The following is a 20454-nucleotide window of genomic DNA, read 5'->3' as shown; positions in this document are numbered from 1 at the left end:
TCTGCGCATCCGTTAATGTGAGCCAGTGCAAATATTCTGTTCTGGTCAGGACGGGCGTTCTTTGCTTTGTTTTCGTGCTTCTGTATATTTTTCGGGCGATTTAACTCGGTAATGGCGTAATGAAGAAAAATATATCCAAACGCATTAGCCTCGACGAGACCGATCTGGCCATTCTCGAGCTGTTGCAGGAGGACGCGAGCATTTCCAATGCCGAACTCAGTGAGCGGCTCTCATTGAGCCTCACGCCTTGCTGGCGACGGCGCAAGAGGATGGAAGAGGCGGGCGTGATCAAGGGTTATCAGGCAACCCTTGATCGAAGAATGCTGGGGCTGGATATCATGGCATTCGTGCACATTCGCTTTTCCACCCATGCCGATCACGCTCCGGACGCCTTCGAGGCAGTGATTGCGCAGTTGCCAGAGGTATTGGCCTGCCACAAGATCACCGGAGATGCCGACTACGTGCTTCAAGTGTTGGCCGAGGATCTGGATAGCTATAGCGACTTTATCGAGCAGGTGCTGAGGCGCCAGGTCGGTATCGCGTCTATTCAGTCGAGTCTGGCGTTGCGTGAAATCAAGGCGGGTAGTCGTATGGCCATACCCAAATTGAGCAAGGATTGAAAATCGGATGTTCCGGTAAACCTTCCCGCCACGTCCGTCGTCATCAGCATCTGCTGGAAGCGCCCCGCAAAGACCCACTCGGCGCACACCCGCTACCTCCCTGCACACAAACAGGTCGCCGCTGTGCCATTTGGTAGCACATGGCGCCATGTTCCTGCGACAGCTCTCCTGCCTACAAACCAAAGATTACATTCGAATCAGTCAGTTAACACTGTACCAAGGTTGTTGGCACGGCCCATGCTTTATTGCATCCATGGATAATTGGATACAAAAATACAAAGAGGCTGCCCATGCAATTTGCTCCCGCTTACGCTGACCGCCAGCCTCTCACTGCAGAAGAGGAAGCCTACAACTTCCTCCTCGATGCCATCTGCGGCGGCCGTTTCCGCAAGGGCGACCGCCTGATTGCCGAGGATATCGCCGGCGAGATCGGCATGAGCCGCATGCCGGTGCGCGAAGCATTCCGCCGCCTGGATGCCCAGGGCCTGGTAACGCTGCGGCCCAATCGCGGGGCCATTGTCAGTGGCCTGGATATCGCTGAGCTGCACGAGGTGTTCGAGATGCGCAGCGCGCTTGAAGGCCTGGCGGTGCGCGTCGCGGTCAGCCGTATCGGTGAGCGCCAGATGGCGGCTCTGGAGCGGCTGCTGGACGAGATGGATGACTACCGCGACGAGAGCGCCGCGTGGGTCCGTCGCCACCGCGCCTTTCACGAATACCTGTGCGGGCTCAGCGGCCGGCCGCGCTTGCTCAAGCAGATTTCGGCATTGTATTCGCTGGTGGAAGCGCCCATGCGCTTGTGGCTGCAGCACAGCGAAAAACCCCTCAGCGCGCGTCAGGAACACGCGGTGATCCTCGACGCGATTCGCGCCGGTGACGCCGCCCGCGCCGAAGCCGTGGTGCGCGAACACATCGAAAGCACCGTGCCGCTGCTGATTCAATTTCTGCAACTGGAAAAATAAGAGAGGCGGGTCCGAACCCGTCCAGGTTTAGACGTTGATTCCTGCCCCGTTATTCAACGAAGTGGAGTGTCTGGTCATGCATAAACAACACCGCGCCTTGCTGGTGGCTGTAACCCTGGGTTTCTGCACACAATGGGCCTGCGCCGCAGTCCAGGTGCCTGAGCGCCTCAAAAGCGTCGACAAACTCACCTACTGCTCGGGGATGGATTCACCGCCCCTGGTGTCCTTCGATGAATCCCAGAAACCGCGCGGGCTCACCGTCGACCTGGGCCTGGAAATCGCCAAGCGCCTGGGCAATAAAACCGTGCAATGGCGGGTCATTCCGTTTTCCGGCCTGGTGCCGGCGCTGCTTGCCCAGCAGTGCGACATGATCGTCGACCAGTTGTTCGACAAACCCGAGCGCCGCCAGGTGATCGACATCGTCAACTACATGTACTCCAGCCAGGCGGTGGTAGTGCCCAAGGGCAACCCCAAAGGCATCAAGACCCTGGATGACCTGTCTGCGCACAAGGTGGCGGTGCTCAACGGCTCCACCATCAAGACCCTGCTCGACACCCAGAACGAGAGCCTCGCCAAGGCCGGCAAGCCACCGATGAAACTGGTGGTCTACAACACCGACACCGATGCCTTCCAGGCGCTGCGCATCAGCCAGGTCGACGCCTATGGCACCACCGTGGAAACCGCCGGTTACTACGCGGCGATGGCCCCGGAGCTGTTCCAGGAAGGGGTGCCTGCATTCAGCCGCATCCTCACCGGCCTGGGCATGCGCAAGGATGACCCGCAACTGACCGCCGCCGTGCAGCAGATCATCAGCGACATGCGCAGCGATGGCAGCTATGTGCAATTGCTCAACAAATGGCATGTCAGCAGCGACACACTGGACTGAGGTTCTACCACGATGAATTTCAATTGGGATGTGTTCTGGCAATACCTGCTGCAACCCAGTGGGGTCTACCTCACCGGGCTGTGGCTGACGTGCCTGATCAGCGTGCTGGCGATGCTGCTCGGCTGCGCGCTGGGCCTGGCGGCGGCGCTGTTGCGCCTGTCGAAGAACCCGTTGCTGCACTTGCCGGTACGCCTTTACGTGTGGCTGATGCGCGGCACGCCGTTGCTGGTGCAGATCGTGTTTTTGTACACCGCACTGGCAGCGGGCGGGATCTTCCGCTTCGAGGACATCGAGCTGTTCGGGCTGATCATCCCCGGCAATATCCAGGCGGCGATCATCGCCCTGGGCCTGAACGAAGGCGCGTACATGGCCGAGATCATTCGCGCCGGCATCGGCGCGGTGGACAAGGGCCAGTACGAAGCCGGGCGTTCCCTGGGCATGGGGTTCGGCAAGCTGATGCGGCGCATCGTGCTGCCCCAGGCGTTTCGAGTGATCGTGCCGCCGCTGGGCAATGAGTTCAATGTGATGCTCAAGAACACCACGCTGGTCAGTGTGATCGGCGTGCAGGAGCTGTTGCTCAGCACGCAGATGGTGACCTCGGCGACGTTTCGCGTGTTCGAGTTGTACCTGGTCGTCGCGATTTACTTCCTGACCTTGACCACCCTGTGGGGCTTTTTCCAACGCTGGCTGGAAAACCGTTTCGGCCAGTCCGATCGACCTTCGGCGCCACCTCCGGCCGCGAGCCGCATGTTCGGTCGCAGCACCCTTAAACTGCTGAGGGGACGTTAACCATGGCGCATCAAAGTGAAGAGCTGATCATTGACGCACAGGATATCCAGAAGTCGTTCGGCGAGTTGCAGATCCTCAAGGGCATCTCCCTGCAGGTACGGCGTGGCGAAGTGGTGGTGCTGATCGGCGCCTCCGGCTCCGGCAAGACCACCTTTATCCGCTGCATCAACCTGCTTGAAGACATCCAGGGCGGGCGCATTCGTGTCAACGGCCGCGCCATGGGTTATCGCGAACGCGCCGATGGCAGTCTGGTGCGCGATTCGGAGCGCAATATTGCCCGCCAGCGCCGCGACATTGGCATGGTGTTCCAGCGCTTCAACCTGTTCCCGCACATGACTGCATTGGAAAACATTATCGAAGCGCCGATCCAGGTGCTGGGTGTGCCGCGTGCCCAGGCGCTGGAGCAGGCCCGGGGCTTGCTGGCGCGGGTCGGCCTGGCGGACAAGGCCAGCCACTATCCATCGATGCTCTCCGGTGGCCAGCAGCAGCGGGTGGCGATTGCCCGTGCGCTGGCGATGAAACCCCAGGCGATGCTGTTTGACGAACCCACCAGCGCCCTCGACCCGGAAACCGTCGGCGAAGTGCTGCAGGTGATGAAGGAACTGGCCGAGGAGGGCATGACCATGGTGGTGGTCACCCACGAAATGGGCTTTGCCCGTGAAGTGGCCGACCGCGTGGTGGTGCTCGATCAGGGCGAATTGATCGAGCAAGGGCCGCCGGAACAGATTTTCAGCCACCCCAGCCATCCGCGGACCCGGGCGTTTCTCAGCCGCGTGTTATGACCTTTTTTGAAGAGCCTTTGCCATGTTGAAATTTTCCGCTCACGAATACCCTTACTCCTCGCAACGCCAGAGCGTGTTCGCGCGTCGGGGCATGGTCGCCGCTTCGCAACCGCTGGCGGCCCAGGCCGGCATCGAAATCATGCAAAAGGGCGGCAATGCCATCGATGCCGCCATCGCCACGGCCGCCGCGCTGACCGTGGTCGAGCCCACCGGTTGTGGCCTGGGCGGCGATGCCTTTGCGCTGGTGTGGTGCAAGGGCCAGTTGCATGGCCTCAACGGCAACGGCCATGCGCCCGCCGCCTTGAGTATAGAGGCGGTCAAGGCGGCGGGGCATCAACAGATGCCGCTGTACGGCTGGACCTCGGTGACGGTGCCCGGTTGCCCGTCGGCGTGGGCCGAGTTGTCCAAACGCTTCGGTAAATTGCCGTTTGCCGATTTGCTGCAGCCGGCCATCAGCTTGGCGCGCGACGGTTTCCCGCTGTCTCCGGTGGTTGCCCATCAATGGCAGATCTCCTTGAACGAATTCAGCCCGCACCGCGATGAGGTGCTGCAAGCCTGGTTCGACACCTTCCTGATTGAGGGGCGCGCGCCCCAGGCGGGGGAGATTTTCCGCAACCCGGCCCAGGCCCGTACCCTGGAAGAACTCGCCGCCACCGGCTGCGAAAGCCTGTATCGCGGCGCTCTGGCCGAGCGCCTGGATGCGCATTCGCGCGCCAGCGGCGGCTACCTGCGCGCCAGCGACCTCAAGGATTACCGCGCGCAGTGGGTGGAGCCGATCCACATCAATTACCGGGGCGTGGATGTTTGGGAAATCCCGCCGAGCGGCCAGGGCCTGGTCGCACTGATGGCGCTGAAAATCCTCGAAGGCTTCAACTTCGATCACCGCGACAGCCAGCAAACCTGGCATCGCCAGCTGGAGGCCATGAAGCTGGCCTACAGCGACGGCCTGCATTACATCACTGACCCTGCGCACATGCGCGTAGCGGTGGCCGACCTGCTCAGCGACGACTACAGCAGCCGTCGCCGTGGCCAGATCGGCGAGCAGGCCCAGCCGCCCAAACCCGGCGACCCCCACGCCAGCGGCACGGTGTACCTGGCGACCGCCGACGCCGAAGGCAATATGGTTTCGTTCATCCAGAGCAACTACCACGGCTTCGGCTCCGGCGTGGTGCTGCCCGACAGCGGCATCGCCCTGCAGAACCGCGGGCAGGAATTCAGCCTCGATGAGTCCCATTCCAATTGCCTGGCACCGGGCAAGAAAACCTTCCACACCATCATCCCGGGTTTTCTCAGCAAGGACGGCGAGGCCCTTGGGCCGTTCGGCGTGATGGGCGGCTACATGCAGCCCCAGGGCCATGTGCAGATGGTGATGAACCTGGTGGACTTTGGCCTCAACCCCCAGGCGGCCCTCGACGCCCCGCGCTGGCAATGGCTGGGCGACATGAAGGTCGGCATCGAACACGGCGCGTCCCGCGACCTGGTCAATGCGCTGGCGCGGCGCGGGCACAAGGTGCAGACCGACAGCGACCTCACCGACTACGGGCGTGGGCAGATCATCCTGCGTGACCCGGTCACCGGCGTGTTGTGCGGCGGCACTGAGCCACGGGCGGATTCGCATATCGCGGTCTGGTGAGCTGGACGCATCCCACACGTTCTTAAATTCTATCTTGTCAGGAGGTTCCATGGCCCCTCGAAGTGTACTGATCACTGGCGCAGCAGGTGGTGTTGGTCGTGCGTTGGTTGAGCGTTTTTTAAATGAAGACTTCAGGGTTTTCGCGACAGATCTGGACGCGAAAAAGCTCGCAGACTTACAGGTTGAATATCAGGTATCAGGCATTTTTTGCGGTGATATCCGCCAACCCGCTGTGTGTGCTGCGGCCGTTAATGCAGCCGTTATGGCGATGGGCCGACTGGATGTATTGATCAACGCTGCGGGAGTATGGCGCGAAGGTCCGGTTGAAGATTTTACCGAAGAGGATTTCGACCTCGTTCTGGACGTAAACCTAAAGGCAACGTTCTTCATGTGTTCAGCCGCTATTCCCCATCTGAAATTATCAGAGGGTTCCATCCTGAATATTTCAAGCGATGCCGGCCGGCAAGGCAATCGAAACGCCGCAGCTTATTGCGCAAGCAAGGGCGGCGTGACCCTGCTGACAAAAACCCTGGCATTGGACCTGGCACCCTTTGGCGTGCGCTGCAACGCTATTTCCCCAGGTGATATCGAAACCCCAATGCTCAAATTTCAAGCTACTCAATATGGGCAGGGAGACCCTCAGGCCTACTATCAGGATCTGTTGGACAAGTACCCCCAAGGTGCCCGCGCCCGATTTATCCAGCCGGAAGAGGTTGCCGAGCTGGCGTTTTTCCTGTCCCAACCCGGTGCGCGATCCATCACTGGCGCGGACATGGCGATTGATTGCGGCGTCTCCGCTGGAAACTGACAGTGGCCCATTGATGCCGATATTTGACAAGAGGTAATGATCATGTCGAAAGGTGGAATTAGTGAGTCGACGGTGGAATTGATCTACTTTCGTGCGCTTTGAAACGATCCCAAACCCTGCGTGGATGGCTGCTTCAACAACCAAGTTTATTAATGAGATCATCTGTAAGGTCTTTCGGGCGAAAGATGAGGAACCAAGAGAAAACTCCGGGAGTGAGCAAAAATATGCCACTCATGCTTATCGCTTTAGACAAAAAGCAATATCTGGAGTCTTGAAAGGCTTTCTATTCATGGTTTGTTTTTTTTATTAGAGGGGGTGGTGCTGTCGGCCTCTGGGTCACGTAGCGCTGCTTTTTAAGCGTTACGCATAGAAAATGGCTAAACTTCACCCTGGCATAAGTTCTTGCGAAGGCGCCATAGGGCGCCTTCATTACATTACTTTTTAGATTAGATAAATATATAGTTAGAGAATCTGGATCAGTTGTCGAAAATACATCCTTTGGTTTGGAGTGCATTTATCACCCATGCACGACTATTATTTCCACTGGCAATATCGCGAAGTTGTTGAGTTTCCGTAGCGTGTTTTGCGCTTGCCTTTTCCAATATCCATTCAGCATCCTCGTAAGGAATGGCCAGGAATCCATCGTCATCTCCAACCACAAGATCCCCTGGATGAATAACCATTCCGTTAATTGATATAGGAACGTTCACCTCTCCAGGGCCATCTTTGTAAGGACCCCGATGGGTGACGCCTGCTGCGAAAACCGGGAAGTCACCGTTTCGAATATAAGCGGAGTCTCGTATCGCGCCGTTGATCACAAACCCTTCCAAGCCTTTTTTAACGGCATAGGAGATCATCAACTCACCTGTTAGGGCATTGGTTAGATCACCGCCGCCGTCTACTACGATTACATCACCAGGCTCGGCGATGTCCAAAGCATAGTGGAGCATCAGGTTGTCACCTGGTCGGCATTTCACCGTAAGAGCTATTCCGCTCATCACTCGTCCACTATGCAACGGACGTAGGTCGACGCCACCCGCGAACATTCGATTCATTGAATCGCTGATATTCGCAACAGGAACCGAACGCGCCGCAGCTACCCACTCAGCCGACACTTTTTTATGCCGCTTCAAAACCCTGAAACCGCTACTCATACTTACTCTCCTGATAGACATTTTGATTTATGTCAGTCCGCTGTTTTCCAACCTGACACATAGGCTAATAACAGAGTCCATATTCCAAATATTCCTGACAGGGTGAACAGTATTGGGTTCAGCATTTCGGCGGCCTGCGTAATCCAGACACTATTCTGAATCAAAAAACCAAACGACTGCAGTCCTACTATTATCCCTGCCAAGATCAGCATTGAACTAAGCAATGCTACAAATACTGCTACCATCAGCCGAGATAACGATGCACGTCTAGTAGATCCAAGCATAAAGTACACCTCATCTTTATTGTTATTTCAGGTTGGAACTGGTAGCCAACCCATGCCTACACCCACCCCTATTAGGATAAATGGCAATACGTATAGCATTATGAGAGGAATGAATGTTTGGCTAGGGGGTACCTGTGCAATTCCGGATGCTATGTAAATAGCTGCGGCACCGGGCGGAGAGGCGCCTTCGGTTGAGGACGCTGTTAGAATCAGCCCGGCAGCAAGGTAGGGGTTGATACCGGCATACACTAGGACAGTGAAACCTATTCCGCCAATGGTTGCGACCGTCGCCGTAGAGTTAAGTGGGCCTGCTACGAGAATAACAAGCACCACAACTATGATACATGCGACCAAGGGCGAGGCGTCTAGCCCGTTGAGAACTTCCGATAGCTGCTCTGCGAGTCCTAGAGCTGCAAGAGCTGCCCCTCCAGCGAAGGCAAATACAATAGTGGTACCAATCTCGCGATAACGCGGGGCCGTAGACGCTATCAATTCGTACCAGGCAGTTCCACTTTTCGGAAGCTTGCGCCACCCCAAAATAAGGGTGAACATACCTAACATGACTGGCATCCACACCATGATTGAAACAGATTTAATAGCTTGCGCACCCAGATCGCCCTTCAAGTGATCACTTAACGGGCCCAGCGTCAACAAAATCGGAATTGCGATCCCCATGAAGATCAAAACAGTCCACCACCCTTCGGCGAACGTTTTTCGGAATGGCTCTACTTCAGTGTCTTTTCCCTTGCCAATATTAAAGCGTCGGACAAACATGTAAACCACGATAAGGCGCCATGCTAAACACCATGCTGAAACCCCATACATGGTCAAAAGAAGTTTTTCAACCGTAATGAAGGGGGCAACCGTACCTAGGCCAACCAGAATGAAGAATGATGCACTGGGTGGTATTACAGTACCCATACCCGCGTTTCCCGCCACGAGGGTGGCTGCAATATGACTAGGCCATTGCGATTTTTTCATCCAGGGAATGGTAACAGTGCCCACTGTCGCTGCATTAGAGGAGCCTGAGTGAGCGATTGCCCCAAACAACGCGGCGCCGACAGTCGATACGTAACCTGCCCCTCCCGGAAGTCGTCCAAGAAAGGAGTTCAGCATCGCGACTTGTCGGTCTATTATTCCAGTTTTGGCTAAAAGAGTGCCTACAAATGTAAATGCTAACGCGGAAAATACTACCTGCTCGGCAAACGCGGCTTTCATACCCTCCGTAGCGATATCAAAGAACTGTTCTTGACCGAACGCACAAATCAGCAGAAACCCGACCACCATGGCTTCTGCGATTCCTCGCTTAAGTACTGTGCTCCATATGACGATGATCAGAATATAACTCGCCAGTGCTATGACTGCGATACCCATAGGTGTACTCCGTCTTTATTATTGGGTTTGGAGACGTTAGTCGATATTAAGTTTTTAGGCCTGACTGTGGCGTTTTCGCAATCTTTCGTGGCTTACATCACCTGGGCGTAAAACTCCCAACAGCGCCATGTTTCTCGATAATTCAGTAGCCAATATGCCGATGGCATGTTTGATTCCTGGCTGACCTCCGACCGCACCCGCGTAGTTCATAGGTCTGCCTATAAAGACAAATTTGGCTCCGAGGGCAAGCGCTACAAGGATGTCAGTTCCGCGACGAAAACCGCTATCGATCATCACAGGATATTGAGGGCCTACTGCTTTAACAATTTCCGGTAAAACGGAAATAGGGGAAACACAACCATCAAGCTGCCGACCGCCGTGGTTAGAAACAATTATTCCGTCTACGCCTGCCTCCACGGCTTTTCGGGCATCGACCGGGTCAAGAATGCCTTTGACGACTAGCGTACCTTTCCACCGTTCGCGGATAAGCTTTAAATGCTCCCAGCTCAGATGATCACGGGCTCCGAAATCGCGCATCACGTTAGCAGACATGATAGGCGCTCCGCGCTTTACTCCGGAATTTTCGAAATGGGGCATTCCGTGGCGAAGGAGAGTTCTCAATGCGGTGCCTATCAGCCACCTGGGATGTGTTAGGCCTTCCCAAGCTAAATAAAGGTCTGGCTTCAAAGGCGTAGAAAATCGTGCCCGAATAAGGTTTTCTCTATTTGCGGATACGGGCACGTCGGCTGTAACTACAAGCGTTTTAAAGCCTGCCTGACCCACGCGCTCAAGGAGCGCGATGATTTTTTCTTCCTCTCCAGGCACATAAGCTTGGAACCATGCATCTGGATTCGCTTGAAGGATTTTCTCCATAGGGAGGAGCGATGAGCCGCTCATTATGGCCGGTATGTTTGCCTCGGCCGCCGCTCGCGTTTGAATGAGATCGCCTTCAAAAGCGGTAAGGCCACTGATGCCCATGGGAGCGATACCAAAGGGGGCGCTATAACGGTGGCCGAGAACCGTGGTCTCCAGACTGCGCTTTGAGGTATCTGTGAAAGCACGTCCTATCCATTCGTAGTGGTCAAAATCGATACGGTTTGCGATCAACGACCTTTCTTTTTCCGAACCTCCACTCACATAGGCGAAAATTGGCTTCGGAAGATGCCGACGCGCTACAGCCTCAAAATCGTCCAAAGAGAGGATCCGCTTGAGGCGCTTAGGTATCTGATAGGTAGCAGACCCGCGTGGCACTGTGTGTGATGCCAGTGGGTAATCTTGTAGTCGCGTTGATTGAGCCATACACAATTCCTTCTTGTTTTGGCCATCATAGGCGACCGACCCTCAAATAAAAGTTATTCTTTGTCGATCCAAAGACGAGGATTTTTTATGAAAATTGAAGCGTTTTTGACTTTGCAAGCAACACTGGACCGAGGCTCGTTTGCTGCCGCAGCAGAGGCAGTAAACCTCACACCAAGCGCGGTAAGCCTTCAAATCAAGCAACTAGAGGCTTATTTTGGGCAGTCGCTTTTTGACCGATCGGGGCGCACTGTGCGTCCAACGCGATTTGCTTTGCTCGTGATTGATACGGTGTCCCGTACATTCTCAGATCTGGAAAAATTACGAACGCAGCGCGACCCATCGCTTTCTGGTCGAGTGAGGCTAGGAGTTACCGGCTCCATTCAAACTACCTTATTGCCCAGAGCGGTTGCTGAATTGCAGAAGCGAGCGCCGGGGCTCACTTTGCAGCTAGAGCGTGCGAATACGCCTGAAATGCTTTCATCGCTAAAGGCAGATCGTTTAGATGCTGCGATCCTAGTCAGGCCGCCGGGAGGTGGATCGGCTCGGCTGCATTGGAAGGATCTGCTATGCGAGCCGTTGGTGCTCGTAGTGCCGGCAAACCTGGAGAGCCTGGAACCAGAACAATACCTCAGGCGATACTCATGGCTTCGTCTGGATCGGAAGCTGGTGGTTGGCAGGATGGCAGCCCGATACGTTGATAATCTTATTCCCCACTGCGAAGCCCTTATAGATGTGCCAAGTGCGGACGCGATCATTGCTATGGTAGGTATAGGACTGGGTGTTTCTGTATTGCCACGTCTGCGCAAGGAGCATTTGGGGGCATACCCCGTGCGCGAGGTCTCTCTTGGCCCCGCTGCGCCGACTCGCCAGCTATCCATGGTTCGCCGCAAACAGGATTCAGAAAACGCGCTACTACGTATTATTGAGCAAGCGTTCGAATTGGCTTGCCGCTAAGCGCTTTATTGGCGTCTCGACTTCACCGAAGGTTGATCGTATGCGTTCGGCCAAGTCATCGTAAGCGTCCAGCGAAATCACCTATCCGATCCCAGCGATAAGGGCGATGTTCTCCACCTAAAAATACATGGACACCATCACCTTTATTGTCAGGATTACCATGCGCCAAAGAATTCCTATCCCAAACCCTTTAAAGCTCAAGTCGTTCAAGAATGCCTGCAACCTGGCATGTCTATGGCCAGCGTAGCCCTGGGGCACGGTATCAACGCCAATTTAGTTCGGAAGTGGATACCCGCATGTCGTGATCATCAGGCGTCGGCGTTGCCCGCTTTCGTTCCGATGAAACTAGCGCCCGCCATCCAGTTCGATCAGCAAATGCCCGCCAGTATCGAGATCCCTTTCGGGCAGCAAAAATTGAACGTGCACTGGCGATCTTCAAACCTTGAAGGATGCGTTCGTTTTATCTGTGAGCTTGCCCATTGATCCGTATCGACGAAATCTGGCTTGCCACCGAGCCCATGGATATGCGCGCCGGTACCGAGACTGTGCTGGCTAGGGTGATCGCAGTGTTCGGTGCGGCGAAGCCGCACTGTGCTTATCTGTTCGCCAATCGCCGCGCCAAACGTGCGGCGGCGATCATGAGTTTGATCCAGTCGGCGCGGCTCAACGGGCATGATCCGTATGCTTACTCGAAGGATGTTCTTACTCGCCTGCCGACGCAGCGGGTGAGTGAAGTTACTGACCTGTTGCCGAATAATTGGGCAATCAAATCACAGGATTGAAGGAAATTAACGATGGAAATAGATCATATTTTTATTTGTGTAAATGATGACGGTCGAGGCGCTGACGCACTGAAAGCCCTAGGGCTCGTTGAAGGGACGCCAAATGTACACCCAGGCCAAGGCACTGCGAATAGAAGGTTCTTCTTCCGAAATTCTTTCATCGAGCTTTTACATCTCACCGATGAATCAGAAGCTCAAAGCCAGTTAACAGCGCCAACCCGACTCTTTGAACGCCTCAAGTGCGCAGATGGAATCGCCGCGCCCTTTGGAGTTTGCTTCAGACCATCCACCGTAGGGGAGAAGCCAATATTTCAAGTTTGGGAGTATCGACCTGTTTACCTGCCAACTGCCCTGAAAGTCGAAGTGGGATATGCGCCTATATCCGAACCGATGTGGTTTTTTCTTTCGTTTGCCAAGAGACCAGATGAGGCTCCGATTGAGCGAGCGCAGCCGTTTGAACATTCCAGCGGCTTTCGCGAAATTACATCTGTGCGAGTTACCACTCCCAACAGCCAAGCTTTTTCTACCCCTGCAAATTGCGCAAACCAGCTGAAAGGATTTGAAATTGTTCATGGTGATGAGCATCTGGTCGTATTGGAAATCGATCATGGCGCAAGTGGCCAGACACAAGATTTCCGTCCAGGATTGCCCATGGTTATGAACTGGTGATGTATTGACCTAACCATTCAGCCAACATCTCGTTCTCATCCCAATGTGGGGGCTCTGGCGTGTGCTTCGTCGAGGTTTGGATTCAGAAGGGGTGTTGGCCCGGCGCTTACTCATCGCAACGTGCCTCAACCGGACGCTTACAAGTCATCTACCCGATTCCAGCGATGTCGGCCAGAGCTCTGCAAATTGAAAATGCGATCCAGCGAATTGCTATCGACAAACGGGCCAAAGATTTTTACCTGTCAAACACGGCGAGGCTCGCCTTCCGCAATTTCGCGTATCAGGCTCAGGTAACGAAGCGCGCCCAGTCCCAGGGGCCGGTTTTTCACCCAGATGATATCGACCCATAGCCGCATCTGACTCGGCATGTAGTCAAACACCACCTCCGTCAATGCGCCTGACGTGATGAGAGGGTGTACCAGCGATTTTGGAAGATATGCCCAACCTAATCCTTGCTGCACCAGGTCCAAAGTGGCCAGATAATTGTCGCTGTGCCAAATCCGCCGCGACAGCACAACACGTGGGTCAGAGTCTGCAGGTCCTCCGGTCGCGACGATGATCTGCCGAACATTGACCAGTTGCTCCTCACTCAAGGGGCTTTTTTTGCCGGCGGCCGCAGGGTGATCCGGAGCAGCAACCGCGATTAACAATTGGCTCCCCGCCTCAAGAAATGTCTCGCGCTCGTCAAGCCCTGGTCGTTCGAACCCAAGTGCCAATTGCACACGCCCTTCATGGAGCATGCGCATCGCTTCTGGATGGGATGCGGAGCGAATCTCGATTTCCAGTGTGGGAAACTCCCTGGCGATAGTGGACAGCGGACGATTCCAGATGCCTGTTTGCAACTCCGGCGCCATCGCAAGGACCAAGCGCTCTTCCAACCCCTGATGAAGCTGCAGCGCATGGGCGTCCAGCAGGTTCAGCTGGCTGGCGACCTGTCGTGCCTGGGGCTCGAGTGCCTTGGCGGCTGGCGTAGGAATGGCTTTGCGGGTTGATCGGTCAAAAAGCAACAAATCCAGCTCGGCTTCAAGCTGCGACACCGCCATGTTGATGGCAGAGGGGACCCGGCCTAATTTTCGCGCCGCCGCCGAAAAGGATCCGCTGTCGATGACCGAGAGGAAAATTTTAAGTGACTCACTGGTAAACGCCATAGGTGTTGTCAAATTTTCTGATGATGATCGTCTTTATGTATCAGGTTTATTCGCCTAGTTTCTACTCTCTTTCAAATTTAAGACTTGGGGCACGCCATGTTGGATACGCAATTGAGAGGGCATGTTGCACTCGTCAGTGGTGCCGGGAGTGAATCCGGGATCGGCATGGCTATTGCTCGCAGGCTGGGTGCATCCGGGGCGAAGTTGATCATCACTGCCAGCAGCAAGCGCATTGCGGATCGGGTTAAAGAGCTGCGCCTTGAAGGGTTTGAAGTTGAAGGCCGGCCAGCCGACCTCACTGACGAACGTCAGGTGCGCGAATTGAGCCTGTGGGCGGAGTCCGTCTGGGGACGCGTCGATATTCTGGTGAACAATGCCGGCATGGCCATGCAAGGAAGCCCCGAGGTGTTCTCGGAATTGGCAACGATGGAACTGCAGGAATGGAATCTTTCACTGGGCAGAAACCTGACCACGGCCTTTCTTCTGACGCGAGCCGTTCTGGCCGGTATGAGGGCGCGAAATTACGGGCGCATTGTGAATATCAGCTCCATCACAGGCACCCGCTGCAGCAATCCGGGCGAGGCGGCTTATAGCGCCGCCAAGGCCGCGATGGTGGGCATGAGCATGGGGCTTGCACTTGAAGTCGCCAGGCAAGGGATCACCGTCAACAGCGTTGCGCCTGGCTGGATCACGACGGGGTCAACCTCACCCGTTGAAGCCGAGGCGGGGCGCTTCACCCCGATGGGCCGGGCAGGCAGTCCTCGCGAAGTAGCTGCGGCGGTTGCATTTCTGGCGTCGCCTGAATCCAGTTACATCACCGGTGAAGTCATTGTAGTGGATGGCGGAAACTGCCTGATCGAGAACAAGGCTCCGCGAGCCTGAGGTCAGGAAAGAGGACAGTTGAGTGTTCCTGTCCGAGCGGCAACGACGTTTAACCGATTTTTGTCATCAACGCAGGGTGTTTAATCATGTCGAAAAGTGGAATCAATGAATCAGCGATTGCTGTTTTTACCGCCTCCGAGCGTGAGCGTTTCATAGAAAGCAACCCAACGTCGATGGCGCTGGCCAAGCGTGCCAGGGCGAATCTGTTCAACGGTGTGCCCATGCACTGGATGAGCGACTGGTCGATGCCTTCGCCGCTCTTCGTGCAGCGCGCCAAAGGCGCACGCTTCACCGACGTTGACGATCATGAATACATCGACTTTTGCCTGGGCGACACCGGCACGATGTTCGGCCATTCACCTGATCCTGTTGCCCGTGCCATCGCCGAGCAGGCGAACAATGGCTTGACCACCATGCTGCCCGGCGAGGACGCGGTGGTTTGCGGCGAGTTGCTGGCTCAGCGATTCGATTTGCCTTACTGGCAGGTGACGGCCAATGCGACTGACGCCAACCGTTATGTGCTGCGCTGGGCGCGCGCGATTACCAAACGCAACGTCTTGCTGGTGTTCGACGGCTGCTACCACGGCACCGTGGATGACGTGATGGTGCGCTACCGCGACGGCAAGACAGTGCCCCGTCCAGGGCTTGTGGGCCAGGCCTATGACTTGAGCCAATACAGCCGATCCATCCCGTTCAACGATGTCGCCGCACTGGAGGCTGCGTTAGCCCAGGGCGATGTGTGCGCGCTGATGTGCGAGCCGGCGATGACGAACATCGGCATGGTTCTGCCTGATCCTGGGTTCATGCAAAAGTGCCGCGAGTTGACCCGCCAATATGGCAGCCTGCTGGTCATTGATGAGACCCACACGATTTCCACCGGCCTGGGTGGATGCACGCGCCAATGGGCGCTGGAACCCGACTTTTTCGTGGTGGGTAAACCCATCGCCGGAGGCGTGCCTTGCGCGGTGTTTGGCATGACCGAGGAAGTTGCCCTGGCCATGCGCGAGGTGCAGGCGAGCGCAGAGGGCGGCGGTCATGGCCACAGCGGTATGGGAACAACGCTGTCCGCCAACTCGCTGGCGATGCGTTGCATGCGCGCCAGCCTTGAAGAGGTCATGACGGAGTCCGCCTACCAGCACATGCTGTCTGTCGCCTCAAGATTGGCGCAGGGATTTCGCGCGTTGTTCAAGCGCCATCAACTGAACTGGTCTGTCACCGAGCTGGGCGCCCGTTGTGAGTTTCAATTCTGTGCCACCTCGCCCAGGACCGGTGCGCAAGCCGAGGCGGCTTTTCATGACAGCCTTCAAATGGCGCTGCACCTCTACTTGATCAATCGCGGCATCCTGATCACGCCTTTTCACAACATGACCCTGTGCTGCCCGCAAACCAGTGAGGCGGATATCGACAGGCTGCTCGGCGAGCTGGATAACGCGCTGACCACGCTGCTTGCCCTGCCGGGAGCCCGGGTCGCCTCCGCTTAAGTGGACGGTGACGCCCCGTTTTTTTCAAATACTGCCAGGGCGCTTGAATGAGCGCCAAGAGGTTCGACATGCAATTTGCTGATAGAAAAGAGGCCGAGGATTATCTCGCCGCACACCCTGAAGTGCTGAGCATCGAGTTGTTCCTTATCGACGCGAATGGCGTGCCACGGGGCAAACTGTTGCATCGTAATGAGCTGCTGGCGATCTACGACACCGGGCGGCCGCTGCCAAGTTCCATTCTTGCCCTGACCGTGCAGGGTGAGGACGTGGACGACACTGGCCTGGTCTGGGATGTCGCTGACGCTGATTGCTGGAGCTACCCCTTGCCGGGAAGCTTGACCGTGCAACCCTGGCGCACCCATCCCACCGGTCAAGTGCAGGTCAGCATGCACCCGACCCAAGGTATTCCCGCCGCACCGGCGGACCCGCGTCATGTGCTGGTGAACACCATCGAGCGGCTCAAAGCCGATGGCTTCCATCCGGTCATGGCCGTGGAGTTGGAGTTCTACCTGCTGGACCAACAGCGCGACGTCAATGGGCGACCGCAGCCGGCGCAGCAAACCAATGGCGTACGTCCGGTGGCGCCGCAGGTGTATGGCGTATACGAACTCGAGCAGGTTCAACCGTTTCTTGATGACCTCTACGCAGCCTGTGCGCTGCAGGGATTACCGGTGCGCACGGCGATCTCCGAGTATGCGCCGGGCCAGCTCGAGTTGACGCTGGAGCATCGTTTCGACGCACTCCAGGCCATTGATGAAGGCGTACGTTACAAACGCCTGGTCAAGGGTGTGGCCAACAAACACGGGCTGCAAGCGTGTTTCATGGCCAAGCCGTTCAGCGATCAGGCCGGCAGCGGTCTGCACCTGCACGTCAGCCTGGCCGACGAGCAGGGCAACAACCTGTATGCGAGCGAAGACCCACAGGGCACACCGCTGTTGCGTCACTCCATTGGCGGGATGATGGCAACCTTGTTCGACGCGCTGGCGATATTTTGCCCTCATGCCAACTCCTATCGCCGATTCCAGACCGGCAGTTACGCGCCGCTGGCCAAAAGCTGGGGCGTCAACAATCGTACGGTGTCATTTCGCGTGCCCGGCGGCCCCGCGATCAGTCGGCACATCGAACACCGCATTTGCGGTGCCGATGCCAACCCCTATCTCGCCGCTGCCGCGTTACTGGCGGGCATTCACCACGGCATCACGCATCAGAGCGATCCTGGCGCGGCGATTGTGGGCAACGGCTATGAGCAGGCGACCGATTTTTTACCCACCGACTGGCTGACTGCGTTGCAGGCATTGCAGGGTTCAACCTGGGCACGCGAGGCGCTGGGTGCCGAATTCCTGAAGGTGTTCCTGGCGATCAAGTGGCGTGAGTTCCGTACCTTCAATGCCGAGGTCGGCGAGCAGGACTGGCGCTGGTACCTTACTCACGCATGAGAATTGGCCCGTCAGCGTGTCCTGAAACGGAGCGCTGAGGGCACCTGTTTCCGAGTTATCCAGAGATAAACCATGAACAATGCGCTCAAGTTCTACATCGATGGCCAGTGGGTCGATACCCAGTCGGGCAACACGCTGGAGGTGATCGACCCCTCTACCGAGCAAGCTTTCATCAGCATCGCGGTGGGCAACGCGGCGGACGTGGACAGCGCGGTCAACGCTGCTGCCAGGGCCTTTCCCGCGTTCTCTGTAACCCCCGTCAGCGAACGTCTGGCACTGCTCAAGGAAATTCTGCGGGTCTACAACCTGCGCTACGAAGACCTGGCCAAGGCCGTCAGCCAGGAGATGGGCGCGCCGCTGCATTTCGCCCGTGACTCGCAAGTCTGGAGTGGCCGCGCGCACCTGGAATCGACCATCAGTGCCCTGGAGACCTTCCCGTTCAGCGAAGTGCATGGCATCACTCAGGTGATGCGTGAAGCCATCGGCGTGTGCGCCCTGATCACGCCGTGGAACTGGCCGCTGAACCAGATCATCTGCAAGGTCGCGCCCGCCATTGCCGCCGGTTGCACCGTGGTGCTCAAACCCAGCGAAATCGCGCCGCTGACCGGTATCATCTTCGCCGAGATCATGCATGAAGCGGGTGTGCCCGCCGGGGTCTTCAACCTGCTTAACGGCACCGGGGCGGACGTGGGCCATTACCTGACCAGCCACCCGAAAGTCGATATGGTCTCGTTCACCGGTTCCACCCGCGCCGGCATTCTGGTCGCCAAGGCGGCGGCCGATACGGTTAAACGCGTGGCTCAGGAGTTGGGCGGTAAATCGGCCAATATCCTGCTGGAAGACGCGGACTTTGACGTGGCGGTGGCCAAGGGGGTGCAGCGCTGCTTTGCCAACTCCGGGCAATCCTGCAATGCGCCAACCCGCATGCTGGTACCGCGAGCGCAGCTTGCCCGTGTCCTGGAAATTGCCAAGGCAACCGCCGAGCAGTTGGTGACCGGCAGCCCGCTGGATGCCGGCACGAATCTCGGTCCGGTGATCAGCGACGCACAGTTCGCCAAGATTCAGAGCCTGATCGCCATCGGCATCGAGGAGGGCGCCACCTTGGTGAGCGGTGGCCTGGGCCGTCCTGAAGGCCTGGACAAGGGCTATTACGTGCGACCCACCGTGTTCGGCGACGTGACGGCGCAGATGACCATTGCTCGCGAAGAAATCTTCGGCCCCGTGCTGTCGATCATTGCCTATGACAGCGAAGCGCAGGCCATCGAAATGGCCAACGATACCGTTTACGGCCTGGCGGCCTACATACAGTCCGGTAATATCGAGCGTGCCCGCGCCGTGGCCAAACAGATGCGTGCCGGCTCGGTGTACCTGAACTACCCAAGCTGGGACACGTTCGCGCCGTTTGGTGGCTACAAACAATCCGGCAATGGCCGCGAGTACGCAGGGTGGGGCATTCACGACTTTCTGGAAATCAAGGGCGTGGTTGGTTGGCGCGAGTGACTACTGACGAGGTAATGGTTTCATTTGCGCCGAGAATGCTGTGAACCGCTATTGCTGCCCCTATGACCACGGCAATAAGCCCTGTCGCCTCTATGGGTGTTGGGAGCCTGCCAATAAAGAGCAAGCCGAGGACAGCGGCGAACAAAGATTCCAGCGAAATCAACTGACCGGAAAGCACCATCGGCAGCCGTTTTGTCGCCGCGTTCCAAGCCCAGGCGCCGATCACCGAAGACATAACCGCAATGACCAGAGCCCAGGCATAAAGATGTCCCGCCGAGGTGATATTGAAACCCATACTCGGGAGTTTAAAGAGCCCCAGCATGTGTACAACGGGTATCAGGAACACGGTGCCCATGCCAGCACCCGCCATCATCAAGCTGGTCCAGATGCCCGTTGCAGCATGGGGGATTTTTCCCATGGCGCTTTGATTCAGCAGACTGAAGGCTAGCCACAGGGTCACTGCCAGGACAGAAAAAAATAATCCCGTCAGCCAGGACGCCCTGCCTGCCTGCGCCAGATTCATGCTGCCGATATTTGCAAGGAAGAGCCCAACCACCATGAACGTCAGGGGTAACGCAAGGCGGTGCCACTGCACCGTTTTCTCTTTTGCATTGCCGAGCAGGGCGAGTAGAACAGGCACGAATCCGACACACGCCGCCGTCAGTACGGGGCCACCGAAGATCACGCCCGCTGCAATACAGCTGCTGTACCCTAGATACCCCATTGCGCCCAGCGCTGCGGCGAGCAACTGCTGGGAACGTTGCAAAGACCGCCGCTGAGTACGGCACAGGATCACCCCCAGCGACCCCAAGGCACCCGCGATCAGAAATCTGATGATCGTAAGGTCGTAAATGCTGTAGGCGCCAGTAACGTAAGGGGCTACGAAGTTAAGAGCCCAGGCCAGCGTCGCAAAAACGGCGAGCAGCGTGCCGGTGATGATAGTGGTGCGAGCGGTGATCATTAGCTGAGGTCCGGCAGATGTTCAGCCCATATTGCGTTTTGTCGCAGTGTGTT

General features: G+C 56.8%; 19 protein-coding genes and 2 pseudogenes. 16 read left to right on the top strand and 5 right to left on the bottom strand.

The genetic code is table 11. The annotated features are described in order from the left end of the window. Window positions 1–119 precede the first annotated feature (119 nt). The 7 genes from RHM60_RS04280 to RHM60_RS04250 all read left to right on the top strand — a co-directional run bounded on the left by RHM60_RS04280 (window position 120) and on the right by RHM60_RS04250 (window position 6477). Entirely contained in the window at window positions 120–620 is a 501-nt protein-coding gene (locus tag RHM60_RS04280; RefSeq protein WP_209982344.1) for an Lrp/AsnC family transcriptional regulator, read from the top strand. A gap of 290 nt (window positions 621–910) precedes the next feature. Beyond that, window positions 911–1579, top strand: a complete 669-nt coding sequence (locus tag RHM60_RS04275; protein WP_231421373.1) for a GntR family transcriptional regulator — start codon at window positions 911–913, stop codon at window positions 1577–1579. A 76-nt stretch (window positions 1580–1655) separates the two neighbouring features. Beyond that, window positions 1656–2465 (top strand): ABC transporter substrate-binding protein, encoded by an 810-nt coding sequence (locus RHM60_RS04270; RefSeq protein WP_322213726.1) that lies wholly within the window; start codon window positions 1656–1658, stop codon window positions 2463–2465. Between the two features lie 12 nt (window positions 2466–2477). After that, on the top strand, window positions 2478–3254 hold the full coding sequence (locus tag RHM60_RS04265; protein ID WP_003236553.1) for an amino acid ABC transporter permease: 777 nt from the start codon (window positions 2478–2480) through the stop codon (window positions 3252–3254). A 2-nt stretch (window positions 3255–3256) separates the two neighbouring features. Then, window positions 3257–4036, top strand: a complete 780-nt coding sequence (locus RHM60_RS04260) for an amino acid ABC transporter ATP-binding protein (RefSeq protein ID WP_053256191.1) — start codon at window positions 3257–3259, stop codon at window positions 4034–4036. A gap of 22 nt (window positions 4037–4058) precedes the next feature. Next, window positions 4059–5669 carry a gamma-glutamyltransferase family protein gene (locus RHM60_RS04255; protein ID WP_322213725.1) on the top strand — a complete coding sequence of 537 codons (1611 nt, stop codon included), beginning with the start codon at window positions 4059–4061 and terminating at the stop codon, window positions 5667–5669. Between the two features lie 49 nt (window positions 5670–5718). Next, on the top strand, window positions 5719–6477 hold the full coding sequence (locus RHM60_RS04250) for an SDR family oxidoreductase (protein ID WP_322213724.1): 759 nt from the start codon (window positions 5719–5721) through the stop codon (window positions 6475–6477). 476 nt (window positions 6478–6953) lie between these two features. On the opposite strand, the gene RHM60_RS04245 is transcribed toward RHM60_RS04250, so the two are convergent. The 3 genes from RHM60_RS04245 to RHM60_RS04235 form a co-directional block, all read right to left on the bottom strand. Next, window positions 6954–7631 carry an RraA family protein gene (locus RHM60_RS04245; protein WP_058422000.1) on the bottom strand — a complete coding sequence of 226 codons (678 nt, stop codon included), beginning with the start codon at window positions 7629–7631 and terminating at the stop codon, window positions 6954–6956. Window positions 7632–7942: 311 nt separating this feature from the next. Beyond that, window positions 7943–9289, bottom strand: coding sequence for a TRAP transporter large permease subunit (locus RHM60_RS04240; protein WP_322213723.1), 1347 nt, complete (start codon window positions 9287–9289; stop codon window positions 7943–7945). Between the two features lie 54 nt (window positions 9290–9343). Then, the gene (locus RHM60_RS04235; protein ID WP_320399426.1) at window positions 9344–10588 is read right to left on the bottom strand and encodes an alpha-hydroxy acid oxidase; all 1245 of its coding nucleotides are present in this window, start codon (window positions 10586–10588) and stop codon (window positions 9344–9346) included. 87 nt (window positions 10589–10675) lie between these two features. Here RHM60_RS04235 and RHM60_RS04230 point away from each other — a divergent pair, with 87 nt between their 5' ends. The 5 genes and pseudogenes from RHM60_RS04230 (at window position 10676) to RHM60_RS04210 (ending at window position 12993) form a co-directional block, all read left to right on the top strand. Then, window positions 10676–11542 carry a LysR family transcriptional regulator gene (locus tag RHM60_RS04230; RefSeq protein ID WP_322213721.1) on the top strand — a complete coding sequence of 289 codons (867 nt, stop codon included), beginning with the start codon at window positions 10676–10678 and terminating at the stop codon, window positions 11540–11542. A gap of 228 nt (window positions 11543–11770) precedes the next feature. After that, window positions 11771–12025, top strand: a complete 255-nt coding sequence (locus tag RHM60_RS04225; protein ID WP_322213720.1) for a hypothetical protein — start codon at window positions 11771–11773, stop codon at window positions 12023–12025. A gap of 35 nt (window positions 12026–12060) precedes the next feature. Then, a pseudogene (locus RHM60_RS04220) lies at window positions 12061–12111 on the top strand (hypothetical protein); the annotation flags it as partial. A 27-nt stretch (window positions 12112–12138) separates the two neighbouring features. Further along, window positions 12139–12324: pseudogene (locus RHM60_RS04215) on the top strand (transposase domain-containing protein); the annotation flags it as partial. 12 nt (window positions 12325–12336) lie between these two features. Beyond that, window positions 12337–12993, top strand: a complete 657-nt coding sequence (locus tag RHM60_RS04210) for a VOC family protein (RefSeq protein ID WP_322213719.1) — start codon at window positions 12337–12339, stop codon at window positions 12991–12993. A 242-nt stretch (window positions 12994–13235) separates the two neighbouring features. Here RHM60_RS04210 and RHM60_RS04205 read toward each other — a convergent pair whose 3' ends face one another. Continuing rightward, on the bottom strand, window positions 13236–14141 hold the full coding sequence (locus RHM60_RS04205) for a LysR family transcriptional regulator (RefSeq protein ID WP_073162439.1): 906 nt from the start codon (window positions 14139–14141) through the stop codon (window positions 13236–13238). Between the two features lie 96 nt (window positions 14142–14237). Here RHM60_RS04205 and RHM60_RS04200 point away from each other — a divergent pair, with 96 nt between their 5' ends. The 4 genes from RHM60_RS04200 (at window position 14238) to RHM60_RS04185 (ending at window position 19440) form a co-directional block, all read left to right on the top strand. After that, window positions 14238–15023 carry an SDR family NAD(P)-dependent oxidoreductase gene (locus RHM60_RS04200; RefSeq protein WP_209982331.1) on the top strand — a complete coding sequence of 262 codons (786 nt, stop codon included), beginning with the start codon at window positions 14238–14240 and terminating at the stop codon, window positions 15021–15023. 86 nt (window positions 15024–15109) lie between these two features. Beyond that, complete coding sequence (locus RHM60_RS04195) at window positions 15110–16504, top strand: aspartate aminotransferase family protein (RefSeq protein ID WP_209982329.1); 1395 nt, start codon at window positions 15110–15112, stop codon at window positions 16502–16504. Between the two features lie 68 nt (window positions 16505–16572). Continuing rightward, complete coding sequence (locus tag RHM60_RS04190; protein ID WP_209982326.1) at window positions 16573–17940, top strand: glutamine synthetase family protein; 1368 nt, start codon at window positions 16573–16575, stop codon at window positions 17938–17940. Between the two features lie 72 nt (window positions 17941–18012). Further along, a complete protein-coding gene (locus RHM60_RS04185; RefSeq protein WP_231421368.1) occupies window positions 18013–19440 on the top strand; it encodes an aldehyde dehydrogenase family protein in 1428 nt (475 codons plus the stop codon). On the opposite strand, the gene RHM60_RS04180 is transcribed toward RHM60_RS04185, so the two are convergent. Beyond that, entirely contained in the window at window positions 19412–20401 is a 990-nt protein-coding gene (locus RHM60_RS04180) for a DMT family transporter (protein ID WP_322213718.1), read from the bottom strand. The two genes, RHM60_RS04185 and RHM60_RS04180, sit on opposite strands and share 29 nt — an antisense overlap. Window positions 20402–20454: the final 53 nt, after the last annotated feature.

Origin of the sequence: Pseudomonas sp. MH9.3, from assembly GCF_034354675.1 — a bacterium.
GTDB lineage: Bacteria > Pseudomonadota > Gammaproteobacteria > Pseudomonadales > Pseudomonadaceae > Aquipseudomonas.
The sequence above is the reverse complement of the archived record's forward strand: the minus strand, read 5'-3'. Positions and strand labels throughout refer to the sequence as shown.